At 51.7% G+C, this 15,645-nt stretch carries 20 protein-coding genes; 1 reads left to right on the forward strand and 19 read right to left on the reverse strand.

Annotated features, from left to right (window positions below; translation table 11 throughout):
* Positions 1-27 precede the first annotated feature (27 nt).
* The 15 genes from nusB to AC3WT9_RS12085 form a co-directional block, all read right to left on the reverse strand.
* Positions 28-477, reverse strand: coding sequence for a transcription antitermination factor NusB (gene nusB, locus AC3WT9_RS12015; RefSeq protein WP_340897300.1), 450 nt, complete (start codon positions 475-477; stop codon positions 28-30).
* 385 nt (positions 478-862) lie between these two features.
* Positions 863-1,096 carry a DUF2273 domain-containing protein gene (locus AC3WT9_RS12020; protein WP_038594928.1) on the reverse strand — a complete coding sequence of 78 codons (234 nt, stop codon included), beginning with the start codon at positions 1,094-1,096 and terminating at the stop codon, positions 863-865.
* A gap of 14 nt (positions 1,097-1,110) precedes the next feature.
* The gene (amaP, locus tag AC3WT9_RS12025; protein ID WP_341094777.1) at positions 1,111-1,650 is read right to left on the reverse strand and encodes an alkaline shock response membrane anchor protein AmaP; all 540 of its coding nucleotides are present in this window, start codon (positions 1,648-1,650) and stop codon (positions 1,111-1,113) included.
* 74 nt (positions 1,651-1,724) lie between these two features.
* Complete coding sequence (locus AC3WT9_RS12030) at positions 1,725-2,141, reverse strand: Asp23/Gls24 family envelope stress response protein (protein WP_341094779.1); 417 nt, start codon at positions 2,139-2,141, stop codon at positions 1,725-1,727.
* Between the two features lie 117 nt (positions 2,142-2,258).
* Positions 2,259-3,602 carry an acetyl-CoA carboxylase biotin carboxylase subunit gene (gene accC, locus AC3WT9_RS12035; RefSeq protein WP_038594931.1) on the reverse strand — a complete coding sequence of 448 codons (1,344 nt, stop codon included), beginning with the start codon at positions 3,600-3,602 and terminating at the stop codon, positions 2,259-2,261.
* Between the two features lie 54 nt (positions 3,603-3,656).
* Complete coding sequence (accB, locus tag AC3WT9_RS12040; RefSeq protein WP_341094780.1) at positions 3,657-4,166, reverse strand: acetyl-CoA carboxylase biotin carboxyl carrier protein; 510 nt, start codon at positions 4,164-4,166, stop codon at positions 3,657-3,659.
* Positions 4,167-4,317: 151 nt separating this feature from the next.
* On the reverse strand, positions 4,318-5,214 hold the full coding sequence (locus AC3WT9_RS12045) for a SpoIIIAH-like family protein (RefSeq protein WP_341379204.1): 897 nt from the start codon (positions 5,212-5,214) through the stop codon (positions 4,318-4,320).
* A 36-nt stretch (positions 5,215-5,250) separates the two neighbouring features.
* Positions 5,251-5,895: a stage III sporulation protein AG gene (gene spoIIIAG / locus AC3WT9_RS12050; protein WP_492407607.1), complete on the reverse strand. Its 645-nt coding sequence runs from the start codon at positions 5,893-5,895 to the stop codon at positions 5,251-5,253.
* A gap of 51 nt (positions 5,896-5,946) precedes the next feature.
* Positions 5,947-6,711 carry a stage III sporulation protein AF gene (gene spoIIIAF / locus AC3WT9_RS12055; RefSeq protein ID WP_492407608.1) on the reverse strand — a complete coding sequence of 255 codons (765 nt, stop codon included), beginning with the start codon at positions 6,709-6,711 and terminating at the stop codon, positions 5,947-5,949.
* A 96-nt stretch (positions 6,712-6,807) separates the two neighbouring features.
* Positions 6,808-8,073, reverse strand: a complete 1,266-nt coding sequence (gene spoIIIAE, locus AC3WT9_RS12060; protein WP_341094785.1) for a stage III sporulation protein AE — start codon at positions 8,071-8,073, stop codon at positions 6,808-6,810.
* A 49-nt stretch (positions 8,074-8,122) separates the two neighbouring features.
* Complete coding sequence (gene spoIIIAD, locus AC3WT9_RS12065; RefSeq protein WP_038594936.1) at positions 8,123-8,512, reverse strand: stage III sporulation protein AD; 390 nt, start codon at positions 8,510-8,512, stop codon at positions 8,123-8,125.
* 8 nt (positions 8,513-8,520) lie between these two features.
* Positions 8,521-8,724, reverse strand: coding sequence for a stage III sporulation protein AC (spoIIIAC, locus tag AC3WT9_RS12070; protein WP_020426549.1), 204 nt, complete (start codon positions 8,722-8,724; stop codon positions 8,521-8,523).
* Positions 8,725-8,737: 13 nt separating this feature from the next.
* Positions 8,738-9,256 carry a stage III sporulation protein SpoIIIAB gene (spoIIIAB, locus tag AC3WT9_RS12075; protein WP_492407609.1) on the reverse strand — a complete coding sequence of 173 codons (519 nt, stop codon included), beginning with the start codon at positions 9,254-9,256 and terminating at the stop codon, positions 8,738-8,740.
* Positions 9,249-10,250 (reverse strand): stage III sporulation protein AA, encoded by a 1,002-nt coding sequence (spoIIIAA, locus tag AC3WT9_RS12080; protein ID WP_341097731.1) that lies wholly within the window; start codon positions 10,248-10,250, stop codon positions 9,249-9,251. Before spoIIIAA ends, spoIIIAB begins: the two co-directional genes overlap by 8 nt.
* Before the next feature lie 83 nt (positions 10,251-10,333).
* Positions 10,334-10,597 (reverse strand): YqhV family protein, encoded by a 264-nt coding sequence (locus AC3WT9_RS12085; RefSeq protein WP_492407610.1) that lies wholly within the window; start codon positions 10,595-10,597, stop codon positions 10,334-10,336.
* Positions 10,598-10,936: 339 nt separating this feature from the next.
* On the opposite strand from AC3WT9_RS12085, the gene AC3WT9_RS12090 reads away from it, so the two are divergent.
* Entirely contained in the window at positions 10,937-11,803 is an 867-nt protein-coding gene (locus AC3WT9_RS12090; protein WP_341094788.1) for a YitT family protein, read from the forward strand.
* 75 nt (positions 11,804-11,878) lie between these two features.
* On the opposite strand, the gene AC3WT9_RS12095 is transcribed toward AC3WT9_RS12090, so the two are convergent.
* The 4 genes from AC3WT9_RS12095 to AC3WT9_RS12110 all read right to left on the reverse strand — a co-directional run bounded on the left by AC3WT9_RS12095 (position 11,879) and on the right by AC3WT9_RS12110 (position 15,604).
* Complete coding sequence (locus AC3WT9_RS12095) at positions 11,879-13,132, reverse strand: aspartate kinase (protein ID WP_341094789.1); 1,254 nt, start codon at positions 13,130-13,132, stop codon at positions 11,879-11,881.
* Between the two features lie 232 nt (positions 13,133-13,364).
* Positions 13,365-13,922, reverse strand: a complete 558-nt coding sequence (efp, locus tag AC3WT9_RS12100) for an elongation factor P (RefSeq protein ID WP_076108880.1) — start codon at positions 13,920-13,922, stop codon at positions 13,365-13,367.
* 45 nt (positions 13,923-13,967) lie between these two features.
* Positions 13,968-15,038, reverse strand: a complete 1,071-nt coding sequence (locus AC3WT9_RS12105) for a M24 family metallopeptidase (RefSeq protein WP_341094791.1) — start codon at positions 15,036-15,038, stop codon at positions 13,968-13,970.
* A 74-nt stretch (positions 15,039-15,112) separates the two neighbouring features.
* Positions 15,113-15,604 carry a YqhR family membrane protein gene (locus tag AC3WT9_RS12110; RefSeq protein WP_341094793.1) on the reverse strand — a complete coding sequence of 164 codons (492 nt, stop codon included), beginning with the start codon at positions 15,602-15,604 and terminating at the stop codon, positions 15,113-15,115.
* Positions 15,605-15,645 lie beyond the last annotated feature (41 nt).

Raw genomic sequence — 15,645 nt, forward strand, 5'->3', positions numbered from 1 at the left:
GTCTGATTAAGATATAAATAGAATACTTTAAAGGTCTGCTTTGAGCGTATCAATCTCCTGAATCATCTTGCCGAGAACACCATTGACGAACTTGCCGGAATCGTCCGTACCGAAGTGCTTGGCCAGATCAATCGCCTCATTGACGGCAACCTTAGCCGGCACATCATTGCCAAACACCATTTCGAACGTGGCCAGGCGCAGAATCTGACGGTCCACCCGCGACAGCCGGCTCATCTGCCAGCCTTTAAGATAATGCTCAAGCATATCGTCGATCGCAACCTTATGCTCCCATACGCCATTTACGTGCTCAACGACATACGCCTTCAATTCAATTTCATCTGTAATGACACGTTCAGTCTCATTCTCTTCCGAAGCTTCCTCAATCAGCATCTCCACGGCTTCCGCACTGTCTACGTCATTCATTTCCATCTGGTACAGGCTTTGGACAATAATCTCTCTCGCTAAACGTCTTTTCATGTGTTTCCTCCTACAATCTAATCTTGCATTTTATATTACACTGCCGTGTTTCCACACCAGCCTGTCGCGTTGCATTTCATACAATTATTTTAAGCTAAATCAAGCAAATTCTATCCCTAAACAAGCTTTGCGGACCAATACTGCAATTTTAAATGTACAAAATGCAATTAAACAAGCGCAAAACTTCATTTTACGTTAGTTAAATAAACCTGTAGCCTAATCTCAACTGCTAGCCAGAGGGAATTGAGATACTGCTGCGGGCAATCCTGCAACGTTCCAGCCGATTACCGCCCTGCTCCAGAAAAAAAACCGCACAGCCCTTCTTCCGGCAAAACAGGCAACTCTAACGAACGGGTTCCAGCTCCGGGAGAAAGACTATAGCGGTTCACTTGAAGGGACGCCAGCGTCCGGACAGCCGCGCTACGAGCTCCTGCCACTGAAACAGGGGACCCTGCGCGGTATCCTTTCTTTTGCCGAACGTATATCCGATGAACACTACCAGTGCAAAGAACAGCATATCCCAAAAACCGCTAATCAAATAAATCAATCCGAGAACGATGCCGAAGGTGACTCCGGCGATTCTCCCCCCGTGACTTTCCCATACTTCTCTCCAGAACATAGGGAAACTCACCTCTATTCCACTCGACTTTTGAAGCTTGGAGACTGAGTAAGGTTGGCAATATATACAGAAACGTCAGCAACCGGAATTCCGGTTGTTTCCTGCACGAAATCATGCACCTGGCGCTGCACTTCCGTTGTAAGCAGCGGAAGCGAATGCTCGCCGTCCACCACTGCACGGATCATAATTTCGAGACCGGCCTGGGAAACGCGAATGCGCGATTTCAAATCCCTGATCCCTTTTACTTTAGCGGCAGCCTTGAGGCTCAGATTCTCAATGGTCTCTATAGAGATCTGAATATCCCCGTACTCCGTGCGCTGATCCACCGAAGGCAGCGAGGCCCGGTCCCGGCGCAAAGAGATGTAGAAGAATCGGATGCTGAGCAAGAACAGGATAACAGCCACGGCTATTACAGTTATATACGCTGCAGGGTCATCCGGAATCTCCAGCGTATCCGGAATAGCGCCGCTTAAGAGGAGGATGGCAATTACAGATAATATTCCGATACTTAAGCTGTACAGAAACAGCAGAAGTCTGTCCAAAATTTTTGCCACGAGTCACTTAACCTCCTTAAATTAGAGTAAACCCTCGACGGTGCTGTCGGGGGTTTATGGAAGAACGTTGGCCCTTATTTCACGCGGAGAACCGCGTCTGTATCTTCACTCTTGTCTGGAGTGTTATTGTTTCTGAATTGCACATCATGAATATGCACATTTACTTCCACAACAGTCAGACCTGTCATTGTCTCGATGGAACGTTTCACGTTGCGCTGAATTTCTCCAGCCACTTCCGGGAGACGGTTGCCGTACTCAATAATGACGGATACATCTACAGCCGCCTCACGTTGGCCAACCTCTACCTTAACGCCCTTGGACAGGTTCTTGCGTCCGAGAAGCTCCACGATTCCTCCGGCAAAGCCGCCGCTCATGCCAGCCACACCTTTAACTTCTACGGTTGCCAAACCTGCGATAACCTCGATCACTTCAGGAGCGATCTGAATCTCACCGATCTCCGTACGTTCGAATTCCGTCGGCAATGTACTCATTTTGGACTTCACACCTTTCAATCAAAAAGTTGTTCACAATTTCAAGCGCCAAGCACGTCTCTTATTAAACATACTATATCATTTGCCGAACTTTATGACAAACAATGAGAAGCCGTCCTAAATTTCATACTCCTCGAGGAATTTGATATCGAAATTGCCGTCCAGAAACACCGGGTGCTCCAGCAGTTTCTGATGGAAAGGAATTGTAGTATGTATGCCTTCCACAGCAAATTCAGCAAGCGCACGTTTCATCTTCGCAATCGCTTCCTGGCGCGTAGGCGCCCACACAATCAATTTGGCAATCATCGAGTCATAGAAAGGTGAGATTGTATATCCCGGATAAGCTGCGCTGTCTACACGTACACCCAGTCCGCCCGGAGGCAGATAAAAGCCAATCTTTCCCGGTGAAGGCATGAAGTTACGCTCCGGATCCTCTGCATTAATACGGCATTCAATCGACCAGCCGTTAATCACGATATCTTCCTGTGTAAAGGACAGCGGGTTCCCTTCAGCCACAGAGATCATTTCCTTAATCAGGTCAACGCCCGTAACCATCTCCGTTACCGGGTGTTCAACCTGAATCCGTGTATTCATCTCCATGAAATAAAACTGTCCGTCCGGACCCAGCAGAAACTCCAGCGTACCCGCTCCAGAGTAATTGACCGCCAGTGCGGCCCGCACCGCTGCTTGGCCCATAGCTTCGCGGATCTCCGGCGTAAGTACGGAGCATGGAGCTTCCTCCACCAGTTTCTGGCGGCGGCGCTGTACGGAGCAATCCCGTTCGCCTAGATGGACAACATTGCCGTGGTTATCAGCAATGATCTGAATCTCCACATGCTTCATGCCAGTCAGGAATTTCTCCAGGTATACGCCTGCATTGCCGAAAGCCTTCTGTGCTTCCTGCTGCGCGGCGGTAATCTGCTTCACGAGTGATTCCTCATCCTCGGCAATGCGGATGCCCTTGCCTCCGCCGCCTGCGGTAGCCTTAACGATAATCGGATAGCCGATATCGCGGCCCAGCATAATAGCCTCCTCCACATCGCCCACCAGCCCGTCAGAGCCGGGAATGATCGGCACGCCAGCCAGCTTCATCGTTTCCTTGGCTACAGCCTTGTCGCCCATACGCGTAATCGCGTCGGGGGACGGTCCGATGAAGGTAATATTGCAGGATCCGCAGATTTCTGCGAAATCGGCATTCTCAGCCAAAAAACCGTAGCCGGGATGAATGGCATCGCATTCAGTAAGCGTGGCCACACTCATAATATTTGTAAAATTCAGATAACTATCCTTCGACAGCATCGGGCCGATGCAGTAAGCTTCGTCCGCCAGCCGGACATGCAGTGAATCCCGGTCAGGCTCCGAATAGACTGCCACGGTGGAAATGCCCAGTTCACGGCAGGCCCTAATAATGCGGACCGCGATTTCGCCGCGGTTGGCAATCAACACTTTTTGAATGTTCATGCGTTTCCTCCCAAAGTTTAACGAAGCTTGCAAGCTCCTCAAGTTCTGCGTGCTTTATTCCGGTTTCACCAGAAACAGCGGCTGGCCGTATTCCACAAGCTGGCCATTCTCGGCAAGGACGGAAACGATCTCTCCGCGCACTTCAGCCTCCAGCTCATTCATCAGCTTCATCGCTTCAATAATGCAAACCGTTGATTTCTCGCTGACCCGGTCGCCGACATTAACAAAAGACGGGGTTTCCGGTGAAGCAGCACTATAGAAAGTCCCTACCATCGGTGAGACAATTTTATGTAATGCGCCTTCAGCGGGTGAAGATGGCGGCTGCTGTGCAGCAGGGATCTCATAAACGGCCGTAGGTGCAACTTGCTGCGGACTTTGCGGCTGCGGTGCCGGCGTAAAGGGATAGCCATAAGGAGTCGCCTGTATTGCTGTTCCATCAGCTTCAGGGCGATCCGGTTTTCGAATAGCCAGCTTCATTCCTTCGCTTTCAATCTCCAGCTCGTGTACGGAGGAGGTTTGGTCCAACAATTTAATCAATTCCTTAATTTCGCTTAACTTGAACATTTAATAGTTCACTCCTTCAGCTTTCTCTCGAAGCCACTCTTCTGATACGGTCAAGATAACTTTATGTATTATATCACAAACGATAGAAATGGAAAGAGCCCGGGGCGCACCCGGGCTCTTTCGGCATTTTCTTTAGTTTTCGACAGGCTGATTATTGCTCGCTGACATATTGGACTCTGATCTTGTCCTGGGAAACGCTTAGTTCCTTCATCACAAGATCCACGATTCCAACTGCTTGCTTCACATCCAGCTTCTCGCTCAGCACCACCACGGTGTAAGCATCTCCGGATTCTTCTTTGACAATGGCTTCACCATATTTTTTCTGCAGTTGCTCTTCAATTCCGGTGATTTTGGTTTCTTTTTCTTCAAGCTTGTTCAGCTGTTCATGGGCAACTGCATTTTCGGCAGGGGTTTTGTCCATGTCATTGATCAGGGCCAGCAAATCGTTGTAATTCTTCAGATTCTGCTGCTCGCGTTCATAGAGGTAGTTGTTGAACAGGCTGCTTGCAGAAACACTCTGGGAGGCTACCTCATCCAGAATTTCATCGTCGCCCTTGGCTGGAGTTTTCTCTGTGGAAGCTGCTGTAGTATCTTTATCGGCTGCTGCGGAGGTATCTGCAGCTGCAGTTTTTGAATCGCTTGATTTGTCGTCCTTTGCGGCCGCTGTCTTATCGGCGTCTTCACCTTTGGCATTCGCCGGCAGGGTGCTGTCATCTTTTACTGCGGCATCATCGTTGTCACCTTTCGCGGCGACAGTGCTGTCATTGGTGCTGTCATCAGCAGCGACGGCAGTGTTGTCGTCCGCAGTACCCGTTGTTCCGGCATCAGCAGTAACTGCGTCCTTTGTGTCCACTTCATTAATGACCAAGCCGTTATCCAGTACTGTTGAATTCGCGCCAGTTTCCTTGAGGTTATCCACTTGAATACTTCCCGCTGTTTCCTGGGGGACCGAGGCCCCGGAGTCCTCTGTGAATAAATAGTATGCGGATAGCACAACCATTAAGCTGAGCATGGATACCAACCAAATCGTTTGTCTTTTGCCCTTCATTTTTTATTCCTCCTCAAAGTTTGTACATGTAATCAATCACTGCTCCTGCTTGCGCGGCACTACGGATATGCGGTAGCTAGGCACGTTCAGACCCTTCTCGACAGCCTCTTCAATCAATCCCCGGACGACTTTGTTCTCCGCTCCCTTGGCAACGACGAGAACGCCGCGCACCTGGGGTTTTATCCGCTTGGTTATAATCGGGGTTTCGTCGCCCGATTGGCTGTAGGTGACGATCTCGCCATCCCTTGTGTATTGGGTAGTGTGCCGTTTGCCTCCGTTGGCATCGGTCTCTTCGCTCTGCTGCTGGGAATCGTTCATATCCCGGACCACGACAATTTCTTCAGTAGAATCCACAGTGACCATAATATCGACCGTGCCTACACCAACGATTTTCTCCAGAATTTCTTTCGTGCGGTTCTCCATTGCCAGCTCAATGCCATCAAATGAATTGGGAGTGCCCAATTCCCCTTGCTGCAGCGTTGCCTGCGAACTCTCGCTTACCGGCGGTTCTCTTCCAGTGTTCTCGCTGTCCAGCTTTTTCACGTTCACGAAGGAGTTGAACAGCATGATTGCCGCACCCAGCAGTCCCAAAATAATCAGCCAACGGAAGGTATGACTCCTTTTCGGACTGCCGGACCCGCCCCCTGCCCATTGCTCCAGTTTCTTCAGCCAATTGCCCACTTCTTATCCCTCCTCCGGTTGCCGGCGTATGCCGTATTGGTAGAGCTATATCTATAATTTCTCGGCGCCGTTTTTACCGCCTTGAATATGAATTGCACCGCGTTCTAAATTCCAGTTCTGCTCCAGCAGCTTGATGATCAATTCCTCATCGGTAGTTGCACTGGAGCTGTCTTCAACCGATGTCCCGGCTTCTGTTCCAACCTCAGCCGCCTCTCCCTCTTCACCGCCCAGGCTAACCTGCACAGGTTCCACAGGCTGGATGATGATCGGCTCTGCTGTGTCTGCGCCATTGTCTAATTCCGCACCTGTACCCCCAGCCTCCAGTCCGGCCGCTGCCGGCAGGGAGACGGTCACCGAAGAGATTAACGGAACCTCTTCACCGCCGCCCTCCCCCGGAGCCTTGCCCATCCCCAGTGTTACGGTGACTTTCGCCCCGCCTACCCCTGTGCTGCCGGCAATCTGGTCTCTCATCTGCCCAGCCACCTCTTCGGCGGCCAGCTTCAGACTTTGTTCCTTCGCTCCTGCAGCCAGCATCCGCCCGTCCGCCAGGATTTTCTCCAGCGAGTCTGCTCCGTCACCTGCACCGGACAAAAGACCGCCGTGTTTCTCCTGCTGCACCATCGCCACACTCAGCTCTGCTGCAGCATCTCCTTTCAGAAAAGAGACAATCGGGCTCAGCATAGTAAGCAGGACCAGCAGACTGAGCACCAGCCTGGCATAACGCTCCATCGACTTGCTCGGAAGCAGCATTTCCACGAAGGCGGCCATCAGCACCACCAGAATGAGCTCCCGCAGCCATCCGCCCAACCAGGTCATTGTCTACCTCCTACAAGTTTTGTTAGGACTGCATCGCAGTACTCGCTTCGATAATACTTACTTTGGAGAAAAAACCGCTTTGAAGCTGTTCCCTGTTCACCTCATCATGACGGTGACATTGCCGGCTGTCAGCATGATCGTGACGGCCAGGAAGAACATCAGTGATACGGCGGCCAGCGCCGCGAATACATAAATCATGCTTTTGCCGATCGTCTGCAGGCAGGTTACAATCGGTGTCTCGCCCAGCGGCTGCATGACTGCTGCGGCCACATTGTAGATCAGCGCGAGAACCAGGATTTTGATCGCCGGAAAAGCACAAAGGAAGAGGATGATAATGACGCCCGACAACCCGATGGCATTCTTCACCAGCAGTGAGGCCGAGATCACCGTATCGGTGGCGTCCGCGAACATTTTGCCGATTACCGGCACGAAATTCCCCGTAATATATTTGGCGGCACGGATGGTCACTCCGTCCGTAACCGAGCTGGTAATCCCCCTGACAGATATGACGCCCAGGAACACGGTCAGCAGTACGCCGAGCATTCCCGCTCCGATGTTGCGCAGCAGATTGGCCAGCTGGGTCAGCTTGTATTTCTCGGACATTGCGCTCACCAGATGCAGCACCGCCGAGAAGAACAGCAGCGGGAACACGACGGTGTGGATGAGCGTGCCCACCGCATGGATCATAAAAACAATCAGCGGATGGGTAACCGACACCGTAACGATGTTGCCCATCGAAGCCAAAAGTGCGAAGAGCAGCGGGATCATCGCCATCATGAAATCGATCATCCGGTCGATGGCATCCTTGGCATAACCGATTGCGATATTGAAGCTGTTGACGGCGATGACCAGCACAACCATGTAACAGAGCATATAGGCGATTTTACTGACTGATTTCCGTTCAAAAGCGGTCTGCAGCGTCTCCAGAATCATGCTGAGCACACTGACCATAACGATCGTCACCAGTAGCTTGCCGTTGTATAGCACCTCGTGCCACATGTAGGAGGTCAGTCCGGTCAGCACGCTTTTGAAGCTGAGTCCCTTCTCCCCCGGCAGCAGCATATCCATCAGCGAAGGAGTCTTCCCGTCCGGAAAAAATCCTCCGTAATCCTTCATCAGCTGGTCCCAGTACGACTCCACCTTGTCTGTCGGCAGACTTTGCATTTGCCCCTTCACCCACTGATCCACTGGAGAGGAAGTTCCTCCCTGGGTGGGTGGAGACGTTGGTGAGGCAGTTGGAGCAGTGGTTGGCGCAGCGGCTGTAGCCTTGGCGGTATCCGCACACCACAGAAACAGCAGGCAGAACAGGAGCAGCAGCAGCATTTTTAGTTTTGGCGGACGAAAAATACTGCGTTGACGCATATCCTTTCCTCCCGCCTTTCTCTGGCTTCTTTTTACTACGTGTCACGGATCAGGCGGGCAGGAGCTTCATCACCGTTTCGATAATAATGCTGATGATCGGTACGGCAAGCACCATGATCAGCACCTTGCCGGTCAGCTCGATTTTGGAGGCGATGGATTCCTGTCCGGCATCACGCACAATCTGTGCTCCGAACTCCGCGATATAGGAAATTCCGATGATTTTGAATACGGTTTTGAGATAGATCATTTCCATCCCGGAGGACTCCGCCACCCGCTCGAGCGTGCCCAGAATCGTGCCGATCTTGCCGATCAGGAACAGGAAAATCAGAATGCCTGCCGCAGTCGTCAGCAGAAAGGCGAACATGGGCTTTTGTTCCTTCAGAACAAGGATCAGAACCGTTGACAGGAGCCCTATTCCTACCACTTGAATGATTTCCATAAGGCTGCCTATTGAAAAAGAAAAATCGTTTTAATTTCCTGGAGCAGTCCGTCCAGCATGCGGATCACCATAAACAGCACAATGATGAAACCGACTATCGTCACCCAATGGGCGATGTCCTCTTTACCCATCTGTTTGAGCACCGTGTGAATCATGGCGATGATGATGCCGATGCCGGCAATCTGAAAGATCGCGTTGACTTCAATATTCATTCCTGGCACCTCGCTAAAAGATCAAAATGACGATCAATGCTCCAAGCAGCAGACCCAGGCTTTTGCTCATTTTTTCATATTTGCCCTGATCTTCTCTGGCCACTGTCTCCTCCTGCTTCAATTGCTGCAAAGCCAGCGCGATATGCGTGCTTTGATTCGACCTGTCGCTGGTGCCGAGCGTGCAGCTCAGCTGCCGGAGGATCTCCTGCTCCGTTCCCTTCAGGGAGGCGGTTTTGAAGTGGGCATCCATCGCCCGCTGGATAGCTTCCTCGGCGCTGCGGTCATGTGGCGGGCTCATCTCTTCAGCCGCTCTCATAAAAAACGCCCTCAGCGGATCCTTGGACTGCAGCCCAATCCGGCACAGCGCTTCCGGGAGCGGGGTGAAGCCGTACAGAATCTCGGTCTCCAGCCGCTGCAGCGCTGCGATAAGGCCTCTGATGTGCCGGGGCCTGTCAGCATACTGCGCAGCCCGCTTGAACCCGGCCAGCGTACCGGCCAGCACGATCAGCACGGCTCCGAACAGCTTAAGCATGGCGGTCACCGCCCAGCCGCTCTTCAGGCGAGACCAGCAGCAGCCCGCGTTTCTGCCCGTCCAGGATGCGGAACGACAGCCCGGCGTCCGTCCGGTGCAGGATGACATAACGCTCGAACATATGATGTTCCAGCAGTCCGCCAAGGCCGGGCCGCCGGGCCAGCTCGGACACTTCCTTGCCATGGGCCGAAGCCACTACCGAGATACCGGCGTGCAGCGCTTCGGTGACGGCTTCGGCATCCTCAGGACGGCCGATTTCATCGGCGACCAGCACATCGGGCGACAGGGAGCGGATCATCATCATCATGCCTTCCGCCTTAGGACAGCCGTCGAGGATGTCCGTACGCGGACCCACGTCAAAGGCCGGGATGCCGCGGCGGCTGCCGGCGATTTCCGAACGTTCGTCGACGATGCCGACTTTCAGTCCCGGCCGGTTGCCCTCCCGCCCTCTTGGGCTCCCCGTCGAGATCTGCCTGGCGAGATCGCGCAGCAGTGTAGTCTTGCCATGCTGCGGCGGCGAGAGGATCAGCGTGTGCATGACCCGCTGCCTCCCCCTTTCCAGCAGGTAGGGCAGAATTCCGTCGGCAATGCCGGGCAGCTCACGGGCAATCCGGACATTGAAGCCGGTGATGTCCCGCAAGTGCTCCACACCGCCGCCGCTTAAGACGGTCCGGCCGGAAAGTCCAATGCGATGTCCGCCGGGGATGGTGATAAAGCCCTTGCGCAGTTCTTCTTCCATCGTATAGAGCGAATGATTGCTGATCAGGTCAAGCAGCCGGTGAGTGTCCTCTCGGCTTGGCTTGTACGCTTCTTCGGGTCTTTGGGTCAGACTGCCGTCGCCGGTGAGGAAATGATATTTGCCGGAATAGTTGATCTCCAGCGGACGCCCTTCGCGGACCCGGATTTCCTCCACCTTGTCCAGCAAATGAACAGGAAGTCCTCTCAGCAGCGCCCTTACTTTTTCGGGAAACAATAAAAGCCAGTCGTTAGCCATACAGAGTACCCCCAAGTTGTCCTCTACTTTAATAGCTTTATTCCATATTTATGCTTGTACCTGTGCTTTATGACTATCATCTATCATTTTTTCAGAATCCCGATTAAGAGAAAGGCTACCCCGCAGCCAATCCAGCCCAGCTTGCCCCAGGACAGCTCCTGCGTCATCCCTGTGAGGCCAACCGCGGTCGTTAAGACCAGTATCGTAGGTCCGACCAGAGCCAGCCCGGAATTGACCGCCAGTGCCTTGTCCACCTGATTCAGCCGCAGCATGATCAGCGCAGCCGTTATTTCCACACTGCCTGAGAGCAGCCGAAGCGCCGCCATCCAGCTCACATACTTGTCCAATCTGTTCAACTCCTTTTTTACATTTGGAAATTGAATTGCAACCTGCCAGACTTTACCCGCGGGAAAACTGCTGTTATCCATGGATATGCTGGACTTGCCTACTTTAGACAATAAGAAATGGGCGGTTTTCAATTGGAAGATGTGAAAGAAATCATAGTGAATCCCTCTATAAAAAAATATCATCAGTATGATAAAATAATTTTTGCAGTACTAAAAAAGAGGAGCTGGAAAATATAAGGGCTGCCTGTGGGATAAACTACAACCGGACTTATCGCTTCAAGCTTCTTGTTACACTTTCATAGTTGGATAAAGACATCGGAAAAAGAGGGGATTTATGTTATGCAAGTTCGTAATTTCGTAGTGCCGCTTGTTTCAAACACAGTAGCCAAACAGGTGAGGGATGTGGCCATCATTATTTTCTCGGCCTTTCTGGTGGCGAGCGGACTCCGGCTGTTCCTTATTCCTCATCAGCTGCTCAGTGGCGGGGTAGCAGGGACGGCATCCATCCTTGGTTATTTAACGAATCCGAAGTACATTTCACTGTTCTATTTTGGTATCAATCTTCCAATCCTGATCTGGGGCTTCATTGTCGTAGGGAAGAAGTATATCTGCTTAAGCATGCTTTCGGTACTGGCCACTACCTGGTTTCTGACCGTCATCCCCCTGGTGAAACTGACCAAGGACCCGATCCTTGCCAGTATCTTCGGAGGGGTAATTATTGCGGGCGGGGTAGGCTTCTCGCTTCGTGCAGGGGGTTCTTCCGGGGGTTTTGATATACTTGGTTCTATTATTACGCGCAAACACGATATTCCAATGGGGACCGTTCTCTTTGTAATGGATGGTCTGGTCATCCTTAGCCTCGGCTTCTTCAAAAGCTGGGATTCTGCCCTTTACGCTATGCTTTGTATTTTCGTCAAGAGCCGTGTAGTCGATATGATCCACAGCCGCCACATTAAGCTGACCTGCTTCATCGTCACGAAAGAGCGGGAAAAAATGCTGACCCGCCTCAAGCTCCTGCCTCACGGCGTTACTGTCGTCAATGCGGAAGGCGGCTACAGCCATGAAGGCAATACAATGCTGATGACTGTAACGACCCGATATGAGCTTGCCGAACTGAGAAAAACGATTCTGGAAACCGATCCAAAGTCCTTCGTCAACGTCCTGGAGACCGTAGAGATTGTCGGCCGGTTCCGGCGTCTCGGATAACAGCAGCGGAAAGCTGCCCATAACAAAAAGTCCTATTCTCCACTTTTATAGCGGGAATAGGACTTTTTTTGTTATTTAGCGGCGGTCCTGCGGACCGCCGACGAAGGCTTGCTCCTCTGTATCCAGATTGTAGGCGGTATGAAGCGCCTGAATGATCTGCTGCAGATTGCCGGATTCAATCACGCAAGATACCTTGATCTCGGAGGTGCTGACCATCTTAATGCTTACGCCCTTTTGGGAAATGACCTCAAACATTTGCGCGGCCACACCCGGATGGCTGACCATGCCTGCGCCTACGATCGATACTTTGACGAGATTATCCTCTGAAGTGACTTCACGGTAGGGCAGTGCGCTGTGCAGCCCCTCGATCACTTCCTTGGCCCGTGATAGCTCGCTAAGCGCCACCGTAAAGGAGAAATCCGCTTTCTCATTCTGCACGCCGCTCTGTACGATAATATCTACGTCAACGCCTTCTTCGGCCAGCTTGCCGAACACTTGGGCCAATACGCCGGGAAAATCAGGCACTCCCAGAATACTGATCCGGGCCACGTTCTTGTCATAGGCAATTCCACTAACTACTACTCCCTGCTCCATGCTCGCTTCCTCCTTCACCACAGTACCTTCATTATGATTAAAGCTCGATCTGACGACCAGCTTCACTTGATATCGTTTGGCATATTCCACGGCGCGCGGATGTAGTACTGCCGCTCCCAGGTTGGCCAGCTCCAGCATCTCATCATAAGAGATTTCCTTCAGCTTGCGCGCTCTCTTCACGATACGCGGATCTGTGGAGTAGATGCCATCCACATCCGTGTAAATTTCGCATACATCCGCTTTGATGGCGGCTGCCAGTGCTACGGCTGTCGTATCCGAACCTCCGCGGCCCAGCGTGGTAATTTCGCCGCTCTGGGTCATCCCCTGGAATCCGGCTACAATGACGATCTGCTCGCGCTCCAGTGACTCCAGTACGCGCTGTGGATCAATTTCATTGATCCGTGCCCGGCCGTGAGTCTCATCGGTGACGAAGCCGGCCTGCCAGCCTGTATACGATACGGCACTGCGTCCGATTCCGTGCAATGCGATGGAAAGAAGCGCAACAGAGATTTGTTCCCCCGTCGTCATCAGCATATCCATTTCACGTGCGGGCGGCTGAGCGTTCAGCTGCTTCGCCTGATCAATTAGATCATCCGTGGTGTCCCCCATGGCGGATACAACCACAACACAGCGGTGCCCTTCATCCTGCTTGTCTGCGATGCGTTTGGCGACACGCTGCATGCGTTCAATATCGCCGACGGAGCTGCCTCCGAATTTCATGACATAAAGTGACAAAGTCCCATTCACTCCCTATTTCGCTCTATGTAGTAGCTTATATTTGATTTCCCGCTTTAAACCAGTATAATACGAAAACCATATCATGCGTTAATGGTTTCACAAAAAAAGCGTCCAATTTCCGTTTCTTTCCGTGATTTACCAGCTGCCTTTACCCGGATAGCCAAAAGCCTCCCCCGCAGGATGCAAGGGAGGCCGGTTGGTATAAATGTAAGTTAAGGCAGGGCAAATCTTACGCGCGGGAGATGTATTTACCTTCGCGGGTATCAATCAGAAGAACATCGTTTTCATTAATGAAAAGAGGAACCTGAACGTTCAATCCGGTTTCTACCTTAGCAAATTTAGTAGCGCCCTGAGCCGTGTTGCCCTTGATGCCCGGCTCTGTTTCTACAACCTTCAGCTCAACGCTGGTAGGCAGGTTGATTCCGAGAATTTCGCCCTGGTAGCTGACGATGTTCACCGTCATGTTTTCTTTAAGGAAATTAAGCTCCCATTCCAATTGCTTAGCAGACAATTCGAATTGATCATAAGTTTCGTTATCCATAAATACATGGTCTGCACCGCTGGCATACAGATATTGCACACCACGGTTCTCGATGATCGCACGGCCAATAGTTTCACCTGCACGGAATGTACGTTCTACTGTGTTGCCGTTGCGCAAATTCTTCAGTTTGGAGCGGACAAATGCCGCACCTTTACCTGGTTTAACGTGCTGGAAATCAAGTACAGTAAAGATGTCGCCTTCTACCTCTACGGTCAAGCCTGTTTTGAAATCGTTAACTGAAATCACAAAAAATCCCTCCTGGAATCAATAATTTACCTGTTCAAGCGATCCTTACAATACCGTATAATCTTTGGACGAATGTGTGAGAAGCGAAATACCGCTGTCTGTAATCACGATGTCGTCCTCAATGCGCACACCGCCGAGGCCTTCCAAATAAATGCCCGGCTCCACGGTTACTACCATACCCGGCTGCATAATTTCATCAGCAAGCTTGGACAACCGCGGCCATTCATGGACTTCCATGCCAAGGCCATGGCCTGTGCTGTGGCCGAAATATTCCCCATAACCATAACGGGTGATAATGTCACGCGCCAAAGCGTCGCACTCCCGTCCGGTCATACCCGGCTTGATGTTAGCCAGCGTGTGCAGCTGCGCTTCAAGTACAATATCATAGATTTCTTTCAGCTTGGGATCCGGAGTTCCCAGCGCAATGGTGCGGGTTACGTCCGAGCAGTAGCCGTCCAGCAGCGCACCGAAATCGAAGGTTACGAATTCGTTGTTCTGGATGACCTTGCTGCTTGCCACACCATGAGGCATTGCCGAACGTTCACCGGAAGCCACAATGGTGTCAAACGATGAAGAAGTAGCCCCATGGGTACGCATGTAGAATTCCATTTCCAGATCTACATCACGCTCGGTCATGCCGGGCTTGATCACATTCAGAATATGGCTGAATGTTGCATCTGCCAGATCCGCTGCCCGCTGCATGACGGCCAGCTCCTCCTTGTCCTTGAACATGCGCAGGTTCTCAACTGCTTTGGAGACTGGAACCAGTGCCGCCGGCTGCAGAGCCGCAGCATATGCGGTGTAAGCACTGAAGGTTACATCATCCTGTTCAAAGCCGACACGGACATTACCGCCCTGCGGCAGCAGCTCGCGTACAGTGTCAATGAATTTCGCACCATGCTGAACCACTTTAAGTCCGTTCACCTGCTCTGCAGCCTGTGTCATGTACCTAAAGTCGGTCAGCAGATAACTGTCATCACCGGTCACCAGTACATAACCGGAAGAGCCGGTAAATCCGCTCAAATAACGGCGGTTGATGCCGCTGGTTATTAACATCGCATCCAATCCTTGTTCCTGCAAAACCGTACGCAGCTTGGAGACGCGCTCGTTGCCCATTTTCATTCTCCTCTCGAAATAGCCACATTGTATTTTAACATAGGGTCATGCCCTTGAGAAGTTTTTTCGGGCCATTAAGCCAGGCTTGTCTGCTGCTCACGTTTCCGCTCATCCGTATACTCGATCGCCGCAGTATAGCCGATGAACAAACCCCAGAGTAAAAAGATACAAAATTCACTGATTACAGAGTTCCACGGAAGCCTGAACGGAGGCTGCATGAGAAATTGCCACGACCCGGCAAGAAAGATTGCGGACCAGCACAGAACACCGTAAATCATCCCCGGCCAGGGGCCCTTCAGCTTGCGGAAGATCAGCACATAAAAGAGTGATGCTGCTACCGAGAACACGATAAAAGACAGGTATCCGGCCAAATGTCCGGCTGCTGTCATCAGAAATTCATGTTTAAAGAAAGGCTCGGCCAAAAAACCCGGAAGAACCTTGGTAAAATGAAAGGCATACATCAGCCAGCGGATCCCTCCCCAGATTATTCCGGCAAAAAAGCCCAGTTCAACGGCAAAATAAAAAGGGTTCGTATGTTGCGATTTTTGCTTTCCTGCATTATTCATCTTACTGCCTCACTTTCAATATATGGATTGCTTTTCGGCCC

This window comes from Paenibacillus sp. EB106-06-01-XG199 (genome assembly GCF_058791575.1).

What these genes read in the sequence shown, in the direction of transcription:
- nusB (WP_340897300.1), bottom strand. Translation starts at nt 477, where the DNA reads ATGAAAAGACGTTTAGCGAGAGAGATTATTGTCCAAAGCCTGTACCAG.
- AC3WT9_RS12020 (WP_038594928.1), bottom strand. Translation starts at nt 1,096, where the DNA reads ATGTTCTGGAGAGAAGTATGGGAAAGTCACGGGGGGAGAATCGCCGGA.
- AC3WT9_RS12030 (WP_341094779.1), bottom strand. Translation starts at nt 2,141, where the DNA reads ATGAGTACATTGCCGACGGAATTCGAACGTACGGAGATCGGTGAGATT.
- accC (WP_038594931.1), bottom strand. Translation starts at nt 3,602, where the DNA reads ATGAACATTCAAAAAGTGTTGATTGCCAACCGCGGCGAAATCGCGGTC.
- accB (WP_341094780.1), bottom strand. Translation starts at nt 4,166, where the DNA reads ATGTTCAAGTTAAGCGAAATTAAGGAATTGATTAAATTGTTGGACCAA.
- AC3WT9_RS12045 (WP_341379204.1), bottom strand. Translation starts at nt 5,214, where the DNA reads ATGAAGGGCAAAAGACAAACGATTTGGTTGGTATCCATGCTCAGCTTA.
- spoIIIAF (WP_492407608.1), bottom strand. Translation starts at nt 6,711, where the DNA reads ATGACCTGGTTGGGCGGATGGCTGCGGGAGCTCATTCTGGTGGTGCTG.
- spoIIIAE (WP_341094785.1), bottom strand. Translation starts at nt 8,073, where the DNA reads ATGCGTCAACGCAGTATTTTTCGTCCGCCAAAACTAAAAATGCTGCTG.
- spoIIIAD (WP_038594936.1), bottom strand. Translation starts at nt 8,512, where the DNA reads ATGGAAATCATTCAAGTGGTAGGAATAGGGCTCCTGTCAACGGTTCTG.
- spoIIIAC (WP_020426549.1), bottom strand. Translation starts at nt 8,724, where the DNA reads ATGAATATTGAAGTCAACGCGATCTTTCAGATTGCCGGCATCGGCATC.
- spoIIIAB (WP_492407609.1), bottom strand. Translation starts at nt 9,256, where the DNA reads ATGCTTAAGCTGTTCGGAGCCGTGCTGATCGTGCTGGCCGGTACGCTG.
- spoIIIAA (WP_341097731.1), bottom strand. Translation starts at nt 10,250, where the DNA reads ATGGCTAACGACTGGCTTTTATTGTTTCCCGAAAAAGTAAGGGCGCTG.
- AC3WT9_RS12090 (WP_341094788.1), top strand. Translation starts at nt 10,937, where the DNA reads ATGCAAGTTCGTAATTTCGTAGTGCCGCTTGTTTCAAACACAGTAGCC.
- AC3WT9_RS12105 (WP_341094791.1), bottom strand. Translation starts at nt 15,038, where the DNA reads ATGGGCAACGAGCGCGTCTCCAAGCTGCGTACGGTTTTGCAGGAACAA.
- AC3WT9_RS12110 (WP_341094793.1), bottom strand. Translation starts at nt 15,604, where the DNA reads ATGAATAATGCAGGAAAGCAAAAATCGCAACATACGAACCCTTTTTAT.